25 protein-coding genes are annotated in these 20,704 nt (G+C 65.3%); 11 read left to right on the forward strand and 14 right to left on the reverse strand.

Annotated features, from left to right (window positions below):
- Positions 1 to 12 precede the first annotated feature (12 nt).
- From nusB to hisG, 3 genes are read right to left on the reverse strand one after another with little or no spacing between them, the layout of a single operon-like run.
- Positions 13 to 474: a transcription antitermination factor NusB gene (gene nusB, locus VF617_RS14495; RefSeq protein WP_331015616.1), complete on the reverse strand. Its 462-nt coding sequence runs from the start codon at positions 472 to 474 to the stop codon at positions 13 to 15.
- Positions 474 to 1,766 carry a histidinol dehydrogenase gene (gene hisD, locus VF617_RS14500; protein ID WP_331015617.1) on the reverse strand — a complete coding sequence of 431 codons (1,293 nt, stop codon included), beginning with the start codon at positions 1,764 to 1,766 and terminating at the stop codon, positions 474 to 476. The genes nusB and hisD overlap by 1 nt, the downstream gene beginning before the upstream one ends.
- Complete coding sequence (gene hisG, locus VF617_RS14505) at positions 1,763 to 2,413, reverse strand: ATP phosphoribosyltransferase (RefSeq protein WP_331015618.1); 651 nt, start codon at positions 2,411 to 2,413, stop codon at positions 1,763 to 1,765. Before hisG ends, hisD begins: the two co-directional genes overlap by 4 nt.
- A 49-nt stretch (positions 2,414 to 2,462) precedes the next feature.
- On the opposite strand from hisG, the gene VF617_RS14510 reads away from it, so the two are divergent.
- The gene (locus VF617_RS14510) at positions 2,463 to 3,512 is read left to right on the forward strand and encodes a DUF2332 domain-containing protein (RefSeq protein ID WP_331015619.1); all 1,050 of its coding nucleotides are present in this window, start codon (positions 2,463 to 2,465) and stop codon (positions 3,510 to 3,512) included.
- A 160-nt stretch (positions 3,513 to 3,672) separates the two neighbouring features.
- Here the strand turns inward: VF617_RS14510 and VF617_RS14515 are convergent, their stop codons facing one another.
- The 4 genes from VF617_RS14515 to VF617_RS14530 form a co-directional block, all read right to left on the reverse strand.
- The gene (locus VF617_RS14515) at positions 3,673 to 4,572 is read right to left on the reverse strand and encodes an alpha/beta hydrolase (RefSeq protein WP_331015620.1); all 900 of its coding nucleotides are present in this window, start codon (positions 4,570 to 4,572) and stop codon (positions 3,673 to 3,675) included.
- 91 nt (positions 4,573 to 4,663) lie between these two features.
- The gene (locus tag VF617_RS14520; RefSeq protein ID WP_331015621.1) at positions 4,664 to 5,563 is read right to left on the reverse strand and encodes a pirin family protein; all 900 of its coding nucleotides are present in this window, start codon (positions 5,561 to 5,563) and stop codon (positions 4,664 to 4,666) included.
- Complete coding sequence (locus VF617_RS14525; protein ID WP_331015622.1) at positions 5,560 to 5,997, reverse strand: NUDIX hydrolase; 438 nt, start codon at positions 5,995 to 5,997, stop codon at positions 5,560 to 5,562. The genes VF617_RS14520 and VF617_RS14525 overlap by 4 nt, the downstream gene beginning before the upstream one ends.
- Positions 5,994 to 6,281 carry a BolA family protein gene (locus VF617_RS14530; RefSeq protein ID WP_331015623.1) on the reverse strand — a complete coding sequence of 96 codons (288 nt, stop codon included), beginning with the start codon at positions 6,279 to 6,281 and terminating at the stop codon, positions 5,994 to 5,996. The genes VF617_RS14525 and VF617_RS14530 overlap by 4 nt, the downstream gene beginning before the upstream one ends.
- A gap of 35 nt (positions 6,282 to 6,316) precedes the next feature.
- Here VF617_RS14530 and VF617_RS14535 point away from each other — a divergent pair, with 35 nt between their 5' ends.
- Complete coding sequence (locus VF617_RS14535; RefSeq protein WP_331015624.1) at positions 6,317 to 6,934, forward strand: J domain-containing protein; 618 nt, start codon at positions 6,317 to 6,319, stop codon at positions 6,932 to 6,934.
- A 222-nt stretch (positions 6,935 to 7,156) separates the two neighbouring features.
- Here VF617_RS14535 and VF617_RS14540 read toward each other — a convergent pair whose 3' ends face one another.
- Genes VF617_RS14540 through VF617_RS14565 form a run of 6 tightly spaced genes read right to left on the reverse strand, consistent with a single transcriptional unit; the run spans position 7,157 to position 10,788 of the window.
- Positions 7,157 to 7,816 (reverse strand): dihydrofolate reductase family protein, encoded by a 660-nt coding sequence (locus tag VF617_RS14540; protein WP_331015625.1) that lies wholly within the window; start codon positions 7,814 to 7,816, stop codon positions 7,157 to 7,159.
- On the reverse strand, positions 7,809 to 8,279 hold the full coding sequence (locus VF617_RS14545) for an SRPBCC family protein (protein WP_331015626.1): 471 nt from the start codon (positions 8,277 to 8,279) through the stop codon (positions 7,809 to 7,811). Before VF617_RS14545 ends, VF617_RS14540 begins: the two co-directional genes overlap by 8 nt.
- Positions 8,280 to 8,289: 10 nt before the next feature.
- Positions 8,290 to 9,072 carry a VOC family protein gene (locus VF617_RS14550; RefSeq protein ID WP_331015627.1) on the reverse strand — a complete coding sequence of 261 codons (783 nt, stop codon included), beginning with the start codon at positions 9,070 to 9,072 and terminating at the stop codon, positions 8,290 to 8,292.
- Between the two features lie 23 nt (positions 9,073 to 9,095).
- Positions 9,096 to 9,824: a DUF1428 domain-containing protein gene (locus VF617_RS14555; protein ID WP_331015628.1), complete on the reverse strand. Its 729-nt coding sequence runs from the start codon at positions 9,822 to 9,824 to the stop codon at positions 9,096 to 9,098.
- A 23-nt stretch (positions 9,825 to 9,847) separates the two neighbouring features.
- Positions 9,848 to 10,333: a VOC family protein gene (locus VF617_RS14560; RefSeq protein ID WP_331015629.1), complete on the reverse strand. Its 486-nt coding sequence runs from the start codon at positions 10,331 to 10,333 to the stop codon at positions 9,848 to 9,850.
- Positions 10,334 to 10,356: 23 nt separating this feature from the next.
- A complete protein-coding gene (locus tag VF617_RS14565) occupies positions 10,357 to 10,788 on the reverse strand; it encodes a VOC family protein (RefSeq protein ID WP_331015979.1) in 432 nt (143 codons plus the stop codon).
- Between the two features lie 75 nt (positions 10,789 to 10,863).
- On the opposite strand from VF617_RS14565, the gene VF617_RS14570 reads away from it, so the two are divergent.
- Entirely contained in the window at positions 10,864 to 11,547 is a 684-nt protein-coding gene (locus tag VF617_RS14570; protein ID WP_331015630.1) for a winged helix-turn-helix transcriptional regulator, read from the forward strand.
- A gap of 16 nt (positions 11,548 to 11,563) precedes the next feature.
- Entirely contained in the window at positions 11,564 to 11,860 is a 297-nt protein-coding gene (locus VF617_RS14575; RefSeq protein WP_331015631.1) for a DUF6958 family protein, read from the forward strand.
- Here the strand turns inward: VF617_RS14575 and VF617_RS14580 are convergent.
- A complete protein-coding gene (locus VF617_RS14580; RefSeq protein WP_331015632.1) occupies positions 11,857 to 12,570 on the reverse strand; it encodes a hypothetical protein in 714 nt (237 codons plus the stop codon). The genes VF617_RS14575 and VF617_RS14580 overlap by 4 nt on opposite strands.
- A gap of 122 nt (positions 12,571 to 12,692) precedes the next feature.
- Between VF617_RS14580 and cobS the strand changes: the two genes are divergently transcribed.
- The 7 genes from cobS (at position 12,693) to VF617_RS14615 (ending at position 20,654) form a co-directional block, all read left to right on the forward strand.
- Positions 12,693 to 13,697 carry a cobaltochelatase subunit CobS gene (gene cobS / locus VF617_RS14585; RefSeq protein ID WP_331015633.1) on the forward strand — a complete coding sequence of 335 codons (1,005 nt, stop codon included), beginning with the start codon at positions 12,693 to 12,695 and terminating at the stop codon, positions 13,695 to 13,697.
- 16 nt (positions 13,698 to 13,713) lie between these two features.
- On the forward strand, positions 13,714 to 14,475 hold the full coding sequence (locus VF617_RS14590; protein WP_331015634.1) for a hypothetical protein: 762 nt from the start codon (positions 13,714 to 13,716) through the stop codon (positions 14,473 to 14,475).
- Between the two features lie 144 nt (positions 14,476 to 14,619).
- Positions 14,620 to 16,446 carry a cobaltochelatase subunit CobT gene (gene cobT, locus VF617_RS14595; RefSeq protein WP_331015635.1) on the forward strand — a complete coding sequence of 609 codons (1,827 nt, stop codon included), beginning with the start codon at positions 14,620 to 14,622 and terminating at the stop codon, positions 16,444 to 16,446.
- Positions 16,447 to 16,455: 9 nt separating this feature from the next.
- Positions 16,456 to 16,716, forward strand: coding sequence for a ribbon-helix-helix domain-containing protein (locus VF617_RS14600; protein ID WP_331015636.1), 261 nt, complete (start codon positions 16,456 to 16,458; stop codon positions 16,714 to 16,716).
- Positions 16,717 to 16,804: 88 nt separating this feature from the next.
- Positions 16,805 to 19,288: a TonB-dependent receptor gene (locus tag VF617_RS14605; protein ID WP_331015637.1), complete on the forward strand. Its 2,484-nt coding sequence runs from the start codon at positions 16,805 to 16,807 to the stop codon at positions 19,286 to 19,288.
- Positions 19,289 to 19,419: 131 nt separating this feature from the next.
- A complete protein-coding gene (locus tag VF617_RS14610; protein WP_331015638.1) occupies positions 19,420 to 19,977 on the forward strand; it encodes a tetratricopeptide repeat protein in 558 nt (185 codons plus the stop codon).
- The gene (locus tag VF617_RS14615) at positions 19,971 to 20,654 is read left to right on the forward strand and encodes a Fe2+-dependent dioxygenase (protein ID WP_331015639.1); all 684 of its coding nucleotides are present in this window, start codon (positions 19,971 to 19,973) and stop codon (positions 20,652 to 20,654) included. Before VF617_RS14610 ends, VF617_RS14615 begins: the two co-directional genes overlap by 7 nt.
- The last annotated feature ends 50 nt before the right edge of the window (positions 20,655 to 20,704 follow it).

A 20,704-nucleotide genomic window follows, 5' to 3' on the forward strand; every position in this document is an offset into this window, starting at 1 on the left:
ATTCGGCTTCGTTCAGCTCCGCACGTCCTTCGCAATCGCGTCCAGCAGGCCGTTGACGAAGCCCTTTTCACGGCGGTCGTAAAATGCGTCGGTCACGTCGAGATATTCGCTGATCACTGCGCCCACCGGAACATCCGGACGCGCCATCAGCTCATAGGCGCCCGCGCGCAGGATTTGGCGCATCGGCTTGTCGAGCCGTTCGAGCGACCAGTCCGCGGCGAGCTTGCCCGCCACCAGGGTGTCGATCTCCTCGCGGCGCGCATCGACGCCCTTCACGATATCGTCGAAGAAACTGACATCGGCATCGGCATATTCCACGTCTTCGATCGTCGCTCCCAGGCGGTGCTGGTGAAACTCATGCAGAAGCGCGGTGATCGGCGTTCCCTCCATCTCGCGCTGATAGAGCGCCTGGACGGCGGCGAGCCGCGCGGCGGCGCGGGCCCTGGAACGGGTCTTGGCTTTGGGGCTTGGCATTACTGATCCTTGAGCCGGATGGAGACCGACCGGGCGTGCGCGGGCAGGCCCTCGGCATTCGCCAGGGCGATCGCGGCGGGGCCGATCGCGGCGAGGCCCGATGCGTCCATGCCGAGGAAGCTGGTGCGCTTCATGAAGTCGAGCACCGACAGGCCCGATGCGAAACGCGCGCGGCGGCCGGTTGGGAGTACGTGGTTCGGCCCCGCGACATAATCGCCGATCGCCTCCGGGGTGTGGCGCCCGAGAAAGACCGAGCCGGCGTGACGCACCTGAGCGAACAGCGCCTCGGCATCGTCGCACGCCAGTTCGAGATGTTCGGGCGCGAGGCGGTCGATCAGGGGTACGGCGTCCGCCAGGGAAGGGACGATCACGATCGCGCCGTTGGCGTCCCAACTTGCTCGCGCAGTTTCGGCGGTGGCCAGTTCGGCTATCTGGCGATCGACGGCCTCCGCCACGTCCTGGGCGAAGGCGGTATCGTCGGTGAACAGGATCGACTGGCTGGTCGGGTCATGCTCGGCCTGGCTGAGCAGGTCGGCGGCGATCCATTCGGGATCGTTGGCGGCGTCCGCGACCACGACGATCTCGCTCGGTCCCGCCACCATGTCGATGCCGACCACGCCATACAGCTGGCGCTTGGCTTCGGCGACCCAGGCATTGCCCGGACCGGTGACGACATCGACAGGCGCTATCCGCTCGGTGCCGTGCGCGAGCGCCGCGATGGCCTGCGCGCCGCCGATCCGCCAGATCTCGTCCACTCCCGCCAGATGCGCGGCGGCAAGGACGAGCGGGTTGACCTCGCCATTGGGCGTGGGCGTCACCATGATCAGCCGCCCGACGCCTGCGGCGCGCGCCGGCAGCGCGTTCATCAGCACCGAACTGGGATAAGCCGCGCGGCCGCCGGGAACATAAACGCCCGCCGAATCGACCGGGCGCCAGCGCGCGCCGAGGCGGATGCCCTGCGCGTCAATCGCGTCGGTGTCCGCGGGTCGCTGCTTGGCGTGGTAGGCGGCGATGCGTTCCGCGGCGAGTTCGAGCGCGGCGCGCAACTCGGGGCTCAGCCCCTCCCATGCGGCGAGGCAATCGGCACGGTCGATCTTCCAACCTGTTGCGTCGAGGTCGTGCTTGTCGAACAGCCTCGTCAGGTCCTTGACCGCCACGTCGCCCTCATCGCGCACCCGCTTGATGATGTGGGTGACGTTGCGCGCCACATCCTCATCGGCCTCGCGGCGGGCGTTGACCAGGGTGGTGAAGGCTTCGGCGAAATCAGAGCTGGAGGCGTCGAGGCGGATCACGCCACGGCCCGCCGAAACGCATCGACCAGCGGGACCACGTTGCTCGCGCGCATCTTGAATGCCGCGCGGTTGACGATCAGCCGCGAAGTGACCTGCGCGATCACTTCGACTTCGACCAGCCCGTTTTCCTTGAGCGTGCGGCCCGACGAGACCAGATCGACGATGCGCGGCGCGAGGCCCAGCACGGGGGCCAGCTCCATCGCGCCGTTAAGCTTTACGCACTCGGCCTGCACGCCGCGCGCTTCGAAATGGGTGCGGGTGATGTGTGGATATTTGGTGGCGATGCGGACATGGCTCCAGCCGCGTGGATCGTCCTTCTCGGCCATGTCGGCGGGCTCCGCGACCGAGATGCGGCAATGGCCAATCCCTAGATCGACCGGCGCATAAAGCTCCGAATAGGCGAATTCCGCGAGCACGTCCGAACCGACGATGCCGAGCTGCGCCGCGCCGTGCGCGACGAAGGTAGCTACATCGAACGCGCGCACCCGGATCAGGTCGATCGCCGGATTGCTGGTCTTGAAGCGCAGCGCGCGGCTGTTCTCGTCGGCAAAGGCGGCTTCGGGCGTGATTCCGACAGCCGCAAGCACAGGAAGGCACTCTTCGAGAATGCGCCCCTTGGGCACCGCGAGGATCAAAGGCTCGGCCATTGAGGGCGGGGCTTTACTTGCGGGGTGCCTCCGGCGCAACACGCTCGCCGTGGCGGACGAGCAGACCAACCGCGAGGCGTTTCGCTTCCAGCACCGCTATTGCGTTGCGATGGACGCGCTCATCACCGGGCGCGTGGTGCTGGCGCTCGCCGATTGCCTGAGCCGCGAAAGCCGGACGGGCGCGCGGGCGCTCGACTGGGAAGGCGAGCCGACCAAGGCCGCGCTGCCGCTGCGGCTGACCGGCGGGCTGCATTCGCTGGCACTCAAGGGGGTGGCGCTGACCGAGGTGTTCGACGGAAGCGAGACCGATCCCGATGCGGTCAAAGGCGAGCTATCCGCCGCGCTCATCGCGCATGACAACGCGCTCTATCCCTGGCTCGACGGGCCGCCCCAGACCAATGAGCCGGGCCGCTCGGGCGCATTGATGTGCGGGATGCTCGAAGTGTCACGGCGCTTCGGCCAGCCGCTCGAAGTGATCGAAATCGGATCGAGCGCCGGGCTCAACCTGCTGATCGAGCGCTATCGCTTCGATCTGGGCGGTGTCATCGTGGGACCGGAGAATTCGCCCGTGACGATCCGGCCCGAGTGGCGCGGCCCTCCGCCGCCGCTGGCGCCCGTGCGCTTCGCCGGCGTGCGGGGTTGCGATGTGCGGCCGGTCGATGTTCGCAACACTGCGGCCGCGGATCGGCTGCGCGCCTATGTATGGGCTGACAATCATGAGCGGCAAATCCGGCTGGACAAGGCGATCGCGATGATCGTCGAAAAGCCTGTGCACCTGGAGCGGGCCGACGCCGCCGACTGGCTCGATGCGCGGCTGGCCGAGCCGCAGGCGGGGGGCGCGACTCGCGTGCTGATGCATTCGGTGGTGTGGCAATATCTGCCGCCCGAAACGCAGGCGCGCATCACTGCGGCTATGGAAGCCGCCGGCGCGCGCGCCACGGTAGAGCGACCGCTAGCCTGGGTGGAGATGGAGCCGGACCGCACGCTGCATCGCCAGGAAGTCTGGGTGCGGACCTGGCCCGACGGACCGCCGCGCACGATGGTCGCGGCATCGCAGGCGCACGGCGCCTGGGTCGAGGGCTGGAGCTCGGAAGTTTAGGCGAAAGTTAGGCCTATGCGCAGGTTTGCCGTCGCGAAAGGTTAGCAAAGGTTAGGCGAAAGCATGCTTCTCGCGTGTGCGGGATCGACGGTTTCAAGGAGCGGTCACGCAGCGGTGGCCCGGAGACCCAAGCAGGCGAAATCCTACATTGCAAGCGGCACTAGCGGCCGCGCTTCGCCAGCCAGTCGCGGATCGCTTTCGTCACCGCCTCGGGCCTTTCCCAGGGTACGAAATGTCCGGCATCCTGGATCTTCACTAACGTGAGATCGGGCACCAGCGTATCGAGTCCTTCGAGCTGGACCGGCAGCAAAGCGCTGTCCTTCATTCCCCAGATCACCAGCGTGGGCTGAGTCACGGGGGGGAAGGGCCCGTCGAGCCAGGCCGGCCGGTCCGGAGTTTCGCCCGACGCGGGCACGACCACCGCGCTGCCGCGATACCAGTTGAGCATTCCCGTCATCGCGCCGGGTTGCGACCATTCCTCGATATAGGCGTCGCGTTCGGGGGCGAGCAGGGCGGGATCGGCATGCTTGGAGAAGCTGGTGTCGAAGAAAGCGGGGATGCCCATTCCGTCGACGAATTTCTCGAAGCCGGGGTTGCGGAACGCCGTCATATATTGGCTGGCCGCGCGTTGGTCCGCATCGTCGTAGAGCGAGCGCTGGAAGATCAGCGGATGCGGCGCGTTGACGATGATCAGCCGCTTGATCCGGCCGGGGTGCTGCAGCGCCGCCATCCAGGAAATCGCGCCGCCCCAATCGTGCCCGACCAAAGTGAACTCGCCGATGCCGAGATGATCGGCGAGCGCGATCAGGTCGCCCACGGGCTTGTCGGGCGAATAATTCTCGATCCCCTCGGGCTTGGATGAGCGGGCGAAGCCGCGCTGATCGGGCGCGACCACATAAAAATCGCGCGAAAGATCGGCGATCTGATGACGCCAGGTGCGATGCGATTCGGGGAAGCCGTGGAGGAAGATCAGCGGCGGGTTCGCGGAATCGCCCGCGATGGCGACGTCGAGTTCGACGCCTGTAGGGAGGGGGATGCGGGTCAAATTGAAGTCGGGCATTCCTACCTCCGCTCGCCCTGAGCCTGTCGAAGGGCGTTGTCGCTCGTTATGACTTCGAAAGGCGCTTCGACAAGCTCAGCGTGAGCCGGTGTCACGGATAGCTCACCGTCTTGGGCACTTCGGGAATGGGGATCCATTCCTTGTCGTCGCCCGGGACCTGGGGAAACAGGTCTGCCTTCCAGTCGGCCCTGGCCTGGTCTATCCGGTCGCGGCTCGACGAGACGAAGTTCCACCAGACATGGCGCGGAGTGGCGAAGGCCTCGCCGCCGCACAGGCACACGCGCGCTCCGCGCTCGGATCGCAGCGTCGCGGCAATGCCCGGGCGCAGCACATAGAGGGTCATGGGATCAAGCATCATTCCGTCCAGCGTAGCTTCGCCCGTCGCCACATAGATCGCGCGCTCGTCCGCGGAAGAGTCGATCGGCACGCTGCCGCCCGGATCGAGTGCGATATCGGCATAGATGGTCTGGGCATAGGTCGTCGTCGGGGCGGATACGCCCCACAGATCCCCCATGATCACGCGTGCGGTGGCCCCTGGGGTGTCGATCACCGGCAGGTCGGCCGCTGCGACGTGCTCGAATGCGGGATCGACTTCCTCGAACCTCTCGGGCAGCGCGAGCCAGGTCTGCAGGCCCGAAAGCTCTGGGCCGTGGGCCCGCTCGGCGCTGGGGGAACGCTCCGAATGAACGATGCCGCGGCCCGCGGTCATCAGATTGACCGCGCCGGGCTCGATCGTCGCGAAGGTGCCCAGCGAATCGCGGTGATCGATCGCGCCGGCATAGAGATAGGTGACCGTCGCGAGATTGATGTGCGGGTGCGGGCGCACGTCGATGCCGGTGCCGGCTTCCAATCGGGCCGGCCCCATCTGGTCGAAGAAGATGAACGGACCGACCATCGTCCGGGGGCGCGAAGGCAGGGTGCGGTGGACCTTGAAGCCGCCGAGGTCGTGCGTGACGGGCTCGATGGTCTGGAGGATCAAGCTCTCGTTCATTGCAGCGTATCCAGCATCTGGGCCAAATTCTCCGGAAAAATCGTCTCAGGCCATTCCGCGATCTCGCCGCGCTCGAACCAGCGCCATTCCTGCATCACGCGCCTTTCGAGTTCGGTGTGGCGTGCGGTGTCGATGTCGGAGGTCCCGGCGCGCACGAGGAAATAGCGTTCGTCCGCAGTGACGGCGACATCCTCCAGCGTCACGAACTCGACAAGCCGCCGCGCGACTTCAGGCCCGCATTCAAGTTCGAGTCCGGTTTCCTCGAAAAGCTCGCGGCGGGCGGCTTGCTCGAAGCTCTCGCCTGGATCGACCGCGCCGCCAGGGGTGGCCCAGAATGCGGGCCGACCGGCTAGGGCGAAGCGGAAGAGCAGCACGCGGCCCGCATCGTCCAGCAACAGGATGCGCGCGGCCGGCCGCTGGGCGAGCGCGGTCATGCCTCCCCCGGCGCGCGGGCGCGGATGGCCAAGGCATGAATCCGCTCGGCCAACAGGTCGGCAAGCGCATGGTTGATCATCCGCTGGCGGGCCACGCGTGACTGGCCCTTAAAGGCGTGGCTTTCCACCACCACCGTCCAGTGCGATTCGCCCGAGCCGTCGTCGCCCATATGGCCCGAATGGAGATGGCTGTCGTTGACGACCTCAAGATGCGTGGGGTCGAGCGCACCGTTCAGGCGGGAAGCGATAATTTGGGCGAGGGGAGCGGTGGCGAGGTCGGTCATCGCTCCTATATATTGCGTTTTTTCGAGAGAGTCGCGTGGGCGATAGCCAATCCAGGAAAGATCGCCCCAATGCGCGCTTCCACGGCCGAGTGGAGGCGCCGGGGCGGCTGTGCGCCGAGCCCGGCTGCGCCGAGCCGGGTGAATTCCGTGCGCCACTGATCGAGGGTGCGGATATCGGGCGCGACGGGCCGCCGCAATTTCGCTGGCTGTGCCTGGAGCATGTCCGCGAATTCAATTCGGGCTATAATTTCTTCCGGGGGATGAGCACCGACGAGATCCACGATGCGCAGCGGCCGATGGCCGGCTGGGAGCGCGAGACGCGGGCGTTCAACGGCAATGGTGGCGCGGACCGCCCGCCGCGCTGGGCTGATTTTTCCGACCCGCTAGACGCGATCGGAGCGCGTTTCCGCAACCGGATGCGCGACGAGGTCCCGCGCCAGGACGGCAGGCCGCTTTCGGGACGCGACCGCGAGGCGCTGCGCGTGCTGGCGCTCGATACCGATGTGGACCGCATGGGACTTCGGCGGCGCTATTCGGAGCTGGTGCGCAAATACCACCCCGACCGCAATGGCGGCGACCGTAGCCACGAGGCGAAGCTGCGCGCGGTGATCGAAGCGTATCAGCAGCTCAAGGGTTCGGCTGCGTTTGCGTAAGGGCTCCTCTCCCCTTGATAGGGGAGAGGATAGCGAAGCTTGGCAGCTTGCTGCCTAGCCTAGCTTGGAGAGGGGTAGAGCGGAGCGCAGCTCCGCGCGGTTGCTGTGCAACCGCAACCCCCTCACCCAGCTCCGACTAAGGCTTTGCTTCGCAAAACCTAAGTCTGCGCAACCCTCTCCCCCCTTGCAGGGGGCGAGGGAAGAATGGAATGTCGATACGCGTTACCCCTCGCGTTCCAGTTTCTCGCGCCGCGCGAGCTCGCGCGGATGCGGATCATCCATCGCGAAGGATGCGACTTCGACCGGGCCGTCGGGCTCATAGGTCGCCATGGCGATGCCGGTGCTGCTCAGCCGGTGCTCGATCAGCTTCCATCTGCCCGAGGGCGATCCCCCGCCGAACAGGCGCTTGCCGCGGCCCAGCACGACAGGTGCGGTCATCAGGACCAATCGATCGATCAGGCCTCGCTCCAACAGGCCGGGATATAGCGTCGAGCTGCCCTGGATTACGATGTTCGGGCCTTCTCCGGCCTTGATAGCGGCCAGCGCATCGAAATCGGGCACGCGTTCGCTGCCCTGCCAATCGAGCGGCATGCCTGAGCGAGTCATCACATATTTGCGGTTCTTCGCGAAGCTCGCGGCAATGCCGTCATGATCCTCCGTGAAGGGCCAGTGTGCCGCAAAGATTTCCCACGTCTTGCGGCCGAGCAACAGATCGAACGGGTCCTTCAGGAAGCTGTCCACCTGATTGCCGAGCGCCTCGTCGAACAAGGGGGCGAGCCAGCCGCCATGCTCGAACCCGCCGGTCCAATCCTCGGCCGGCCCGCCCGGCGCCTGCATCACGCCGTCGATCGAGACGAAAGCCGCGCCGATGATCTTACGCATCGGCGGCTTCGGCGGCGATGCGCTTCGCGACGGCTTCCCATTGCTCGGCCATCACGCCCCAGCCCTGCTGGAAGCCCATCGTCTCATGCTGTGCCCGCGCTTCCTGGGTCCAGTGGCGCGCCCGTCCGCGGAAGAGCGTCTTGTCACCTTGCGGCTCAAACTCGAAGGACCCAACCATGAAGGGGGCGCCAGCCGGATCCCAGCCGCGGGTAAAGGCATCGGTGAAGACGATCAGCCGCTCGGGCACGACTTCAAGATAGACACCGTCGTTGGGCGCTACTTCACCGTTCGGCCCATACATCGTGACCGACGATCTGCCGCCAGGGCGCAGGTCCATCTCGATCACCTCGGCGCGCCAGGGCCGGGGGCAGAACCATTCGTTCAAATGGCCGGTATAGGCCTTCCAGAGCGCGCCGGCCGGCGCGTCCATCAGCCGCTCGATGACGAGTTCGTGCGCAGACATGCGCTTCTCCTTATTTCGGCGCGACCAGGCCGAAAGGCACGCCTTCGGGATCGTCGGCGCTGATCACCCATTCGCCGCCCGGCACTTCCATCGGCCCCTGGCGGACCTTGCCGCCCAGCGCTTCGACCTTGGCCTTGGCCTCGTTGATGTCGGCTACCCGGAAATAGAAGTGCCAGCCCGAATGCCCGCCCGACGGCATGCGCATCACTGCGCCGACTGCCTCACACTTGCTGTCGCCATTGGCGATGAAGCTGTAATCGCCCATCGGCCCCATCGGCATCGCACCCACCTTGGCGATGCCGAAATGCTTGCCATAGAATTCGAGCGCGGCTGCGTCGTCTTCGGGGGTGAGCAGCTCGTTCCAGCTCACATGGCCGAGCCCCGTGCGCTGATACGCGGTGCTCGCCTCTCCGCTGGCACCGCGCATCACATAAAAAGGCACGCCCTGCGGATCGCTGACCATTGCGAGGCGGCCGACGCCGGGGATGTCGAAGGCGGGCAAGTGCACCTTTCCGCCGGCTTCCACGACCGCGGCGACACTCGCATCCACATCGTCCACGCCGATATAGCCGAACCAGGTGGCCTTCGCGCCGCCGCAGATCATGTCTTCGTTGAGCTGCATCACCCCTCCGGCGTGACCGTTGGCCACGTTGATCATGCGATAGTCCATGCCGCCGGGCGCGGGCTCGGCGTCGATGTTCCAGCCGATCACGCCGTCATAGAACGCCTTGGCCGCCTTTGCGTCCGCCGTCAGCAGTTCGTACCAGATAAAGCTGCCATGCTGATTTGCCATTTTCTCGCTCCCCTTGTGCCGGCTCAGCCGAACGTCTCGTCGACGAGCGGCGTGAAGCCCCCCCACATCATGCGCTTGCCGTCGAACGGATTTTCGCCATCGGGCTTCATCCGATCGTCTCCCATGATCTTGCCCCAGGCGGCATCGCGGGTGGCCTTGTCGGGCCATTCGACGAAGCTGTAGACAACCTCTTCCTCGGGCTGCTTGAGCGTGGCGCGATTATAGTCGGTGACTCGCCCGTCCTGCGTATCGTCGCCCCAGGCCTCGACCACGCGCAGCGCGCCATATTCCTGGAAGATCGGCGCGCACTTAGCGGCCATCGCGCGATAGCTCTCCTTGTTCGCCGCAGGCACGGGGAGGACATAGCCGTCGATATATCCTGTGCCCTGGCTCGATCCCGCCTCGACGATCGATTCGAAGCCCGACATGATCATCCGCGCGCCATCGAAGGGCATGTCCTTGCCCCCCATTTCCGCCATTTCGGAATCGGCCCTCATCGACGCGTTCGCGGCGTCGCGGGCGGCCTTGTCAGGATATTCGAACCAGCTGAACACCACGGTCTCGCCGGGCTCGGCATTGACCGACTTCTTGAGGTCGTTCACCTTGCCGTCGGGCACATCGTCGCCCCATGCCTCGACGACGCGAGTGACGCCATGTTTCTGGAAGAACGGCGCGCACATGCGCGCGTGCTGTTCAAAGGCGTCGCGGTTGGCGGCGGGAACGGGGATCAGGAATCCCTCGATATAAGTCATAACATCTCTCCTATCGGATTGGTTCAGGCTACGCCGTTGGCGGCGGCTTCGATCCTGGCGATGTCGATCTTCTTCATCGTCATCATCGCTTCGAAGCCCCGCTTCGAGCGCCCCGGATCGCTGTCCGTCAGCAGGTCGAGCAGGACGCGGGGGGATATCTGCCAGCTGAAGCCCCATTTATCCTTGCACCAGCCGCACTGGCTTTCCTGGCCGCCATTGCCGACGATCGCGCTCCACAGCCGGTCGGTCTCTTCCTGATCCTCGGTGACGATCATGAAGGACACGCTCTCGTTCGGCTTGAAGTTCGACCCCCCGTTCAGCGCGGAATATTTCTGCCCGGCGAGCGTGAAATCGACGACCAGCACCGATCCTTCCTTGGTGCTCGGATTGTCCGAAGGCGAGCGGATGACATTGTCGATCCGGCTGTCGGGCAGCAGCGACACATAGAAATTCGCGGCTTCCTCTCCGACATGGTCGAACCAGAGAACGGTGGTGATCTTTTGCGACATCTTCTCTCTCCTGGTCGTCTGGCTCAGGCCGGCTCGTGGGCCGGGCCTTCGGGAAATGCGGCCATCGCCGCTTCCATGTCCATGTGCATCGGCTCGAACATGTGGCCGTCCGGATCCTCGAAGGCTCGGCTATACATGAATCCCATGTCCTGCACGGGGCGAACGTCGGCCCGGCCTCCGGCCGCGGCAGCCCGTTCGACGATCGTGTCCACCGCTCCGCGGCTGTCGCGCGAGATGCAGATCAGCACTTCGGTAGTCACCTTCGCGTCGGCGATCGCCTTGGGCGTGAAGGTCTGGAAGAATTCGGGGTTGAGGATCATGAACACGATACTCTCGGACAGCTGCATTGCCGAGGCCATCTCGTTCCTGAAGCGCTCGTCCTTTGTGCAGCCGATCGCCTCGTAAAAGGCAGTTGACTTGGCCACGTCCGCCACGGGCAGGTTCACGAAAATCATCTGGGTCACGGTATTGCTCCTCTCGTCCGAATCACCATTTGCCTTCCTTCGCCGACTCAGTTACAAAAAGCAACCATGAAGTTAAAAAAAGTGACTCCCACTGCCGACCCGCCTCGCAATCGCTGGTATGACGATGCCTGCGGGACCGCGCTTGCGCTCGAATTGGTGGGGGAGCGGTGGTCGCTCCTGATCGTGCGCGAACTGATGTTCGGCGGGCGGCGCTTCGGCGAATTGAAGGCAAGCCTGCCGGGTATCAGCGCCAATATCCTTACCCAGCGGCTCGAAGGGCTCGAAGCCTCGGGCATATTGACTCGGCGCAAGTTGCCGCCTCCCGCTTCGGTGCAGGTCTATGAGCTTACGCCCTGGGGCTATCAAAGCGAGCGCGCCATTCAGGAGCTGGGGCGCTGGGCGGTCCGCAGCCACGATCATGACGTAACGCTGCCGCTGTCGCCGGCATCGATGATGATGTCGTTTCGCACCATGTATTCGAAAGAACGCGCGGCGGGGATCAATGCATGCGTGGCGTTCCGAATGGGGCCGGAGAGCTTCGTCGCGACACTGGGCGAGGGCATCGAGATTCGCCGCGGCGATGGCGAGGCCGACGCCACTTTCGAGACCGATCCGATGACGCTTGCTTCGTTAGTCTATGGCGGACGCCCGATCGCCGATGCCGAAAGCGCCGGCGCGCTAAAGCTGACCGGTGACCGTGCACTAGCAGAGCGCTTCGTCACCTTGTTTGTGCTGCCCGAGAAAATTTGAGGAAAAGGAGCGATCCATGGCCAAACCCAACCGGATAGAGATTGAGAATGTGCTTCAACCCGGCAAGACCTACCACGTTGATTCCGGGAAATTCGCGGCGATGCGGGAGGCGATGCTTGCGGTGTTGCCGAGCACGGCGCCCGGCCTGACGCCCGCCGAAATCAAAGCGCAGGTGCTGGGCCGCCTTCCGGAGGCACTGTTCCCCGGCGGCGAAAGGGCCGGCTGGTGGATCAAGGCGGTACAGCTCGACCTCGAAGCCAAAAGCGTGATCGCGCGTGCGCCGGACGCGCCCGTCCGGCTCTATCGCAGCTAGCGCCGGTTGCAAAAGCCGGGCGCGCTGCGGCCGCTCGCGCAACCTTCGCCAATCCGCTCGCGTAAATCGTCGCAGCTTCGGTCCGCGGTGCAGCTTCGGTCCCAGCGCCCATTCACGACCCGGCACTGCCTGACCAGATAGGCCGAGGCCGATCCGCCGACTTCGGCCGCGCAGCTCGGCCCGCTGCGGCTGCGACCCGGCTGCCAGCCTCCATCCTCCCAGCCGTGAGGGCGGTGCGGCCGAACCGGCTTAGCGGGCTTGCGCGGCGTGGGTGTCCAGGTAGGGCGCGGCTGAGCAATGGGCCGAACCACGGGCTGGCCCACCGGCAGGGGCCGGGCATAGCCCGAAAGGTAACGGCGATAGGCCGTGGCCACGCATGCAGCATCTTCGCACAGCGAGCGTTCGCCCAGCAGCGCTTCTTGCTGATGGCGCATCACGCGCAATTCGCGCTGCCCGGCGGCTTGCCGCTTCTCCGACCATTGGCTGGCGAGCGACCTGTGCAGCTCGCGCAGTTGCTTGTTTTCGCAGACCAGCCATTCGCCGCGGGGGAGCGATCCGCCGCATTCGGGATCGAGCGCGAGCCATTGGACCGGCCGATCGGCGGCTGGAGGGCGCTCCTGCTTGGGCGGCGGCGGCGTCGGCGTTTCGCCCCAATTGCATCCGCCGAGCGAGGCCAAGCCAAGCGCCAGTATCGTGAATTGCTTGATCATCGCCTTCCTCTCGAGGAGCGTTACGGTTGCGTCATGATCTCACGAAAGGGTGAGAGTGGAAAGATGCGTTGCGGCGGCACGCCTGACCCTCTAGTCGCTCGGGCGACACAGGATTGACGAACATGGCCGACCTTTCCAACACTCAGCCCGACAGCCGGGAAACCACGATCCTCGACGCGCCCGACAAGATGATCAAGGTGCGTGATCTGTTCGGGCTGGACACCGACATGGAATGCCCCGCCTTCAGCGAGGCGGACGAGCGCGTCCCCGATCTCGATCCGGCCTATGTGTTCGACGGTGACACGACGCTGGCGATCCTGGCGGGCTTCGCGCACAATCGCCGCGTGATGGTCCAGGGCTATCACGGCACCGGCAAATCGACGCATATCGAACAGGTCGCGGCGCGCCTCAACTGGCCCTGCATCCGCATCAATCTCGACGCGCATATCAGCCGCATCGATTTGATCGGGCGCGACGCGATCGTCCTCAAAGACGGCCAGCAGGTCACCGAGTTCCGCGAAGGCCTGCTGCCCTGGGCGCTGCAGACCCCCACCGCTTTGGTGTTCGACGAATATGATGCGGGCCGCCCGGATGTGATGTTCGTGATCCAGCGCGTGCTGGAGACCGAGGGCAAGCTGACCCTGCTCGACCAGAACCGCGTAATCCGGCCGAACCCGTATTTCCGCCTGTTCTCGACAGCCAATACGGTCGGCCTGGGCGACACCAGCGGGCTCTATCACGGCACCCAGCAAATCAATCAGGGGCAGATGGACCGCTGGAACGTGGTCGTCACGCTCAACTACCTGCCCGCCGCGGTCGAGGCGCAGATCGTCCTCGCCAAATCGGGCGAATATGATCAGCCCGACGGCAAGGCCGTGGTCGATAACATGGTCCGCGTGGCGGACCTGACCCGCAAGGGCTTCATCAACGGCGACATTTCCACCGTGATGAGCCCGCGCACGGTGATCACCTGGGCCCAGAACGCGCTGATCTTCAAGGATGTCGGCTTCGCGTTCCGCTTGAGCTTCCTCAACAAGTGCGACGAAGCCGAGCGGGCGCAAGTGGCGGAATATTATCAGCGCGTCTTCGGGACGGACTTGCCCGAGAGCGTGGTGAGCAAGAACTGATTCTCTGGGGGGAACTATGCGGGTCATCAAGTTATTCTGCGCCGCCGTCATCGCGGCGACGGCGCTTTGCGGGGCGCCAGCAAGTGCCCAGAAGGCCGTGCGATATACCAAGCCCTGGGCATGCAATGGCGCCGGCCGCGTCGCCGCCACCGGCTCCGCGCAGGAACTGGCTGCCTCGCTGGCTAAAGCGCCGACCAGGGCGAATTGGAAGATCTTCCTTTGCAATTTCCGGCAGGATGCGCGGACGGCGAAGCGCTTCACCTTGAGGCAGGATTTCGCGCTCGCGATCCTGTCGCCACTTGTGGATCCGGTCGACGGTCCCGGCGATGTGGCCGAAGCGGCTGACAAGGCGCTCTATTCGGCTTATGTCGCAAGGACGCTGGATAATGCCCAGCGGGCCGGGTTCAAGCTGACTCCGGCGCAGATCCAGGCCCGCGATGAAACCGCGAAGACCGGTCGCGACGATCTTGCATCGCTTCCCGGCATCGAGGAGCGCGCCCGCGAGCGGCGCGACCCCAGACAGCTGTTGATCGCCGCCGAAATGTATTTCGCCGCTGGAAACTGGGCCAAGTCCGCCGACCTCTACACCGCCGCGCTGGCTGCCGGCCTGAACGGCCCCGATGTGCCGATGGCCCAGACGTTCCTTGCAATTCTGATGTATCAGCAAGGCGACAAGGCAGGCGCGGTCAAACGATTCAGGGGCGTGGACAAGACTTCGACATGGGGCGAAGTCGCGCAGTTCTGGCTGACGTTTCTGAACGTTGGAATTCGCGGCTGATCGGCCCAAGCGCTCTTGCCTGACGGATTTGGGCCCCCTTCGCACCGCCAGTGCGGCCATTGCGCGTGACGGATAGCCTGCGCCTCGGGGTTCGCTGACACCGGGGACTTGCATCGGGATGCCCGATTCGCCCATCAGCGCTCCATGGCCACCGACTCTCCCCTCGATCAGTTGCGCAACGTGCTCGGCGGCACTGCGCGCGCGCTTTCGGGCGAGGCGGAAGCGGAGCTGAGCTTTACCGCCGATGCGCCGCGCCAGGACGGGCGAAGCATCAAGGTGCCGATGCCTTCGCGCAGCCTGCCCGCGGATCAGGTCGCCGAGGCGCGCGGCTTCGCCGACAGCTTCGCGCTGCGGCTTAGGCATCATGATAACAAGCTGCATCTGAAGGGCGCGCCCAGCGAGCCGGTGGCGCGCGCGGTGTTCGATGCGGTGGAGACCGCGCGGGTCGAGGCGCTGGGATCGCGCGGCTATGCGGGCATCGCGGGCAATCTCGACCATGCGCTGGAGATGCGGCTCAAGTCCGATCCGATCGCTCGCGCGCGCAACCGCGAGGAAGTGCCGCTTTCGACTGCGGTGCAATTGATGGTGCGCGAGCGGCTGACCGGGCGCGAGGCGCCGGCGAGCGCCGCGATGGGCATGGCGATGGTTCGCGGCTGGATCGAGGATCGCGCCGGCGACGATCTCGATGCGCTCCGGCTGGCGATCGACGACCAGCGCGCCTTTGCCGGCCTCGCCGCGAAGCTGCTGCGCGAGCTCGAGCTCGTCGAAGGCGACATGATCCCGGACGACAGCGAGGAAGGCGGCGGCGACGACGAAGGCAGCGAAGACCAGGACGATCCCGGCGAAGAGGAAGGCGAGAACGAAGCCCAGCAGGGCGAGGGCCAGATGGAGGCGCGCGGCGAGCAGCGCGACTCCGAAGCCGGCGAAGATGGCGACCAGTCGCCCTCCGACGCAATGGACGACGGCGAAGGCGAACCCGGCGACGAAGGCGAGGACGGCATGTTGCCCACCCGCCCAAATCGGCCATGGGGCGACCTGCCCCCGCAATTCGAATACAAGCCGTATACCCGGCAGTTCGACGAGGAGATCGCCGCGACCGAACTTTGCGACCCCGAAGAACTCGATCGCCTCCGCTCCTATCTCGACCAGCAGCTCGTCCACCTCCAGAGCGCAGTGACCAAGCTGGCCAACCGGCTCCAGCGTCGGCTGATGGCGCAGCAGAACCGCAGCTGGGATTTCGATCAGGAGGAAGGCATCCTCGACGCGGCGCGGCTGGCGCGCGTGATCGTCAATCCGATGCTGTCGCTCAGCTACAAATCCGAGCGCGATACCGAATTCAAGGACACGGTGGTCACTCTCCTGATCGACAATTCGGGATCGATGCGCGGGCGGCCGATCTCAATCGCGGCGATCAGCGCGGACATTCTGGCACGCACGCTGGAGCGGGTGGGGGTCAAGACCGAGATTCTCGGCTTCACGACGCGCGCCTGGAAGGGCGGGCAGGCGCGCGAGAAATGGCTGGCCGAGGGCCGCCCCGCGCAGCCCGGCCGCCTCAACGACGTGCGGCACATCCTCTACAAGCAGGCCGACGAGCCCTGGCGGCGCGCTAAGAAGTCACTTGGGCTGATGATGCGCGAGGGGCTGCTCAAGGAGAATATCGATGGCGAGGCCCTGCTCTGGGCGCACGCTCGGCTGATCGCGAGGCCCGAGGACCGCAAGATCCTGATGGTGATCTCGGACGGCGCGCCGGTCGACGATTCGACGCTGTCGGTGAATTCGGGATCGTATCTGGAGCGGCATTTGCGCCAGGTGATTGCGTGGATCGAGAGCCGCTCGCCGGTCGAGCTGGTCGCAATCGGGATCGGGCATGACGTGACGCGCTATTATGCGCGCGCAGTGACGATCATGGACGCCGAGCAGCTCGCCGGCACGATGGTCGAGCAGCTTGCGGCATTGTTCGATAGCGAGTGATCGGCCGGAATGACCGTCGATCCACCCCCGGGCGGCTTCCTTGGGCCAATCAAGCGGTCGATCACGATTGCCGGGCACCAGACTTCGATCAGCCTTGAGCCGATTTTCTGGAACGCGCTCGAAGCGGAAGCCGCGAAGCGCGCGCTGCCGCTCAACGCGCTGGTAGCGGCGATCGATCATGCGCGGATATCAGGAGAGGACGCCCCAAATCTGGCCAGCGCGATCCGAACCTGGCTGGCGGCGGATAAATTTGCGAACCACTCGCATTAGCGTTGACTCTGCGAACGCTTCGCAATAGCCGGTAGCGCAACGACGCTATCAGGGATAAATCGTGTATTGCTCTGCTTCGGCCGCTCCCATGCGGGGGCCTGCCTATCTGGCGCTTGCCTGTGTCGGCTTCATCGCTTCGGCGCCGGCGAGCGCCGCGCACCGCGATCCGAATGACCCCACGGATAGCACGGAGGATCAGGACCGCGGGCAGATCGTCGTCACCGGCGCGCGAGTCGAGCAGGACACGCCCAAGGCTACTGAAAAGCTGGTCAATACGCCGCGCTCGGTGGTGGTGCTTCCGCGGCAAGTGATCGAGCAGACCGGATCGGCCACCCTGGCGGACGCGCTTCGCACCGTTCCCGGCATTACCTTCGGCGCGGCGGAAGGCGGCAACCCGATCGGCGACCGCCCCTTCATCCGCGGCTTTGACGGTCAGGGCAGCACCTTCGTCGATGGCGTGCGCGATATCGCCGCGCAGACTCGCGAAGTCTTCGCCACCGAGCAGGTCCAGATCGTGCGCGGATCGGATTCGACGCTGGGCGGCCGCGGCAGCGCCGGCGGATCGATCAATGTGATTTCGCGGCTGCCGGTCTCGGGCGATTTCGTCCGCGCGTCCGCAAGCTACGGCACCGCCGACTATAAGCGCGCGACGATCGACTTGAACCAGGAGCTGGGCGCCACGGTCGGCGTGAGGCTGGCGGCGATGTCTCATGACCAGGATTTTGCCGGGCGCGATGCGATCCATGCGCGCCGCTGGGGCGTCGCGCCTTCGGTCACGCTGGGGCTGGGCATGGATACGCGGCTTACCGCCAGCTATTATTATCTCGAGAGCCACGAGCTGCCCGACAGCGGCATCCCATTTCTCTATACGATCGGCAATGCGCCCGGCGCCGGCGAGATCGAGACCGGCCCCGCGATCGGGCGGATCACCACGATCGGCGGCGCCACGGGCACGGTCGCGCGGACCAGCTTTTACGGCCTCAGGAGCCGCGACTTCCGCGATGCGACGACGCATCAGGCCACGCTTCGCGTGGAGCATGATTTCGGCACGGCCACGCTGCGAAACACTTCGCGCTTCTCGCACAATGACCAGGCCTATAGCTTCCTCCTGACCGACGACAGCCTGGGCAATGTATATGGCACCAGCACGGCCACGCCGGCAACCGCGGGCGGTCTCGTCTGGCGCCGTGCCAATACGCGCTATGGCTATACCAAGGGACTGACCAACCAGACCGACCTGTTCGGCACGTTCGAAACGGGGGCGATCAAGCATAGCTTCGCGGTGGGTACGGAAATCAGCTGGGAAAAGGCCCGTCGCGGGGCTTTCGTCACGCGCGGCTTCTTGAACGCCAGCGGGGTGGAGATTCTCTCGACCGGCTCGACGATCACTCCGCGCTGCAACGCCGCGACCGTCGCTCGCTATTATTGCACGAGCATCTTCAATCCCAACCCGAACGATCCCTGGGTCAATTACGCCAGCGACACATCGACCGCGCCCGCGGCCATCGTGCGGATGCTGCCGATCGAGGAGACCCAGAACGAATCCAAGACCGTTTCGGTCTATGGTTTCGATTCGATCACGCTCACCCCGTCGCTGATCCTCAATCTGGGCTTGCGCTACGATCATTTCGAATCGACGGCCATTCCCGGCCAGGCGGCGAATGCGACGACGAGCTTCAGCCTGACGCGCATGGACAGCCTGCTAAACTGGCAGGCGGGCCTCGTCTTCAAGCCCACGAGCAACACCAGCCTTTATGCGAGCTATGCCACTTCGGCGACGCCGCCGAACAGCCTGCTCGGCGAAGGGCAAGAGCCCAATGCGCTCGGCACGGTCAATACGCCCGCCGCACTGGCGCTGCTCGACAGCCTCAAGGTGGAAAAGACCAGGTCATACGAAGCCGGCGCCAAGGCGGACCTGTTCGGCAACCAGCTCGCGCTCACGCTGGCCGCGTTCCAGACCGACACCAGCAACGCTCGTGTCACCGGCCCGAACAACACGATCGAATTCATCGGCAAGCGCCGCATCCGGGGGCTGGAGTTCAGCTTCAATGGCAACGTCACGCGGTGGCTTACGGTGTTCGGCGGCTACACCTATCTCGATCCGAAGATCGTGGACGGCGGCTTCACTGCGCTTACCGCGCCGCCAATCGGCGCACAGGCGGCGAAGGTCACGCTGGTCCCCTCGGTCAACACCGGCCGGCGGGCGACCCAGACCGCGCGCAACAGCTTCACCTTTTGGGCGGACGTGAAGCCGCTTGCCGGCCTCAGCTTCGGCGGCGGCGCATTCTACACCAGCAAGCAATATGGCGGCTATTCGGACAATCGCGCCGCGACCCAGAACGCGGCGGGCGTGGTGACCGTCAGTCCCGCGACGAAAACGCTCTCGCGGATGATCCCGGGATATTGGCGGTTGGATGCCCGGATCGGCTATTCGATCACGCCCAGCGTCGAACTGAGCATCAATGTGCAGAACCTGACCGACAAGGTCTATTTCACGCAGGCCTATACCAATCACTATGCGTCGATCGCCCCGGGCCGCTCGGCCTTTGCCACGATCGGAGTGAAGTTCTGAGCGCTTCGCTCGACCAGCTCTCCCGCGCGGAGATCGCGGCGCGCCTTTCGGGTTCGGCGCACGAGCGGGCTGCGCTGATTCGCGAGGGCGCCGAGGCGGGCGTCGCCGAAGCACAGGCGGTCCTCGGCCAGATGCTGCTGGACTCCGGACCGCCGCGCGAGGGCTTCGCCTGGTTCGCCAAGGCAGCCGTGCAGGGCCATCTGATGGCGCTGAACATGCTTGGGCGCTGCTACGACCTGGGCTGGGGCATTGCCATCGACAAGCGCCGCGCGGCGGAATGCTTCCGTGTCGCGGCCGAGCGCGGGTTCGAATGGGGCATGTACAATTATGCCACATCGCTGACGCTCGGCGAGGGCGTGCGCGAGGACAAGGCGGCGGCGCTTGGCTGGTTCGAGAAGGCGGCGGCAATGGGCAATGCGAAGGCCGCCAATTATATCGGCAGCTTCCATGAGGATGGCTGGGTAGTGGCGAAGGACATGGCGAAGGCGGCGGATTGCTACGCGCGTGCAGCCGAGGGCGGTGATTTCCGCGGAGCGTTCAACCACGCCCGGATGCTTGCCGAAGCCGGCAGGATCGAGGAGGCTCGCGGCTGGATCGCGCGTTCACTGAAAGCCGCCACGCCTGAGTTCGCCGAAAAGGTGCGCGCCTTTCTGGCCGCTTCCCCCTGGCCCGAGCTGCGGACATGCTGATCGCGATTCCCGATCTGCTCTCGCCGGATGAAGTCCGGCGGGTGCGCGGCATTATCGACGCGGCGGAATGGGTGGACGGCAATGTAACATCGGGCGCCCAGTCGGCGCTCGCCAAGCGCAATGAGCAGCTGCCCGAAGGCACGCCCGCGCATGCCGAAGCGGGGAGCATCGTCCTCGATGCGCTGGCGCGCTCGGCGCTGTTCGTCGCGGCGGCGCTGCCGCTCAAGGTCTTTCCGCCCCTGTTCAATCGCTACGCTGGCGGCCAGGCGTTCGGCAATCATGTCGATAATGCGATCCGCATCCAGCGCGGCGGCGATTTCCGCATCCGCGGCGATCTTTCGATGACGGTCTTCCTGGAAGACGATGCGGCTTACGATGGCGGGGAATTAGTGATCGAGGGAGCGTTTGGCCAGCAATCGGTCAAATTGCCCGCGGGCCACGCCGTGCTTTATCCGTCATCCAGCCTCCACCGTGTCGAGCCCGTGACGCGGGGGAGCCGCGTCGCGAGCTTCTTCTGGGTCCAGTCGATGGTGCGCGACGATGGGGCGCGGCGGATATTGTTCGAGATGGACCAGGCAGTCCAGGGCGCCGCGGCCGGGCTCGGGCAGGGCGATGCTTCGGTGATTGCACTTACCGGGGTCTACCATAACCTGCTGCGTCGCTGGGCCGATGCTTAGCTGCGATTGACTTGCAATAGCGGCGATGCGAAACGCCGGGCAAAAGGGAT

The sequence above is a fragment of the Sphingomonas sp. genome (assembly GCF_036388215.1).
Classification (GTDB): Bacteria; Pseudomonadota; Alphaproteobacteria; order Sphingomonadales; family Sphingomonadaceae; genus Sphingomonas.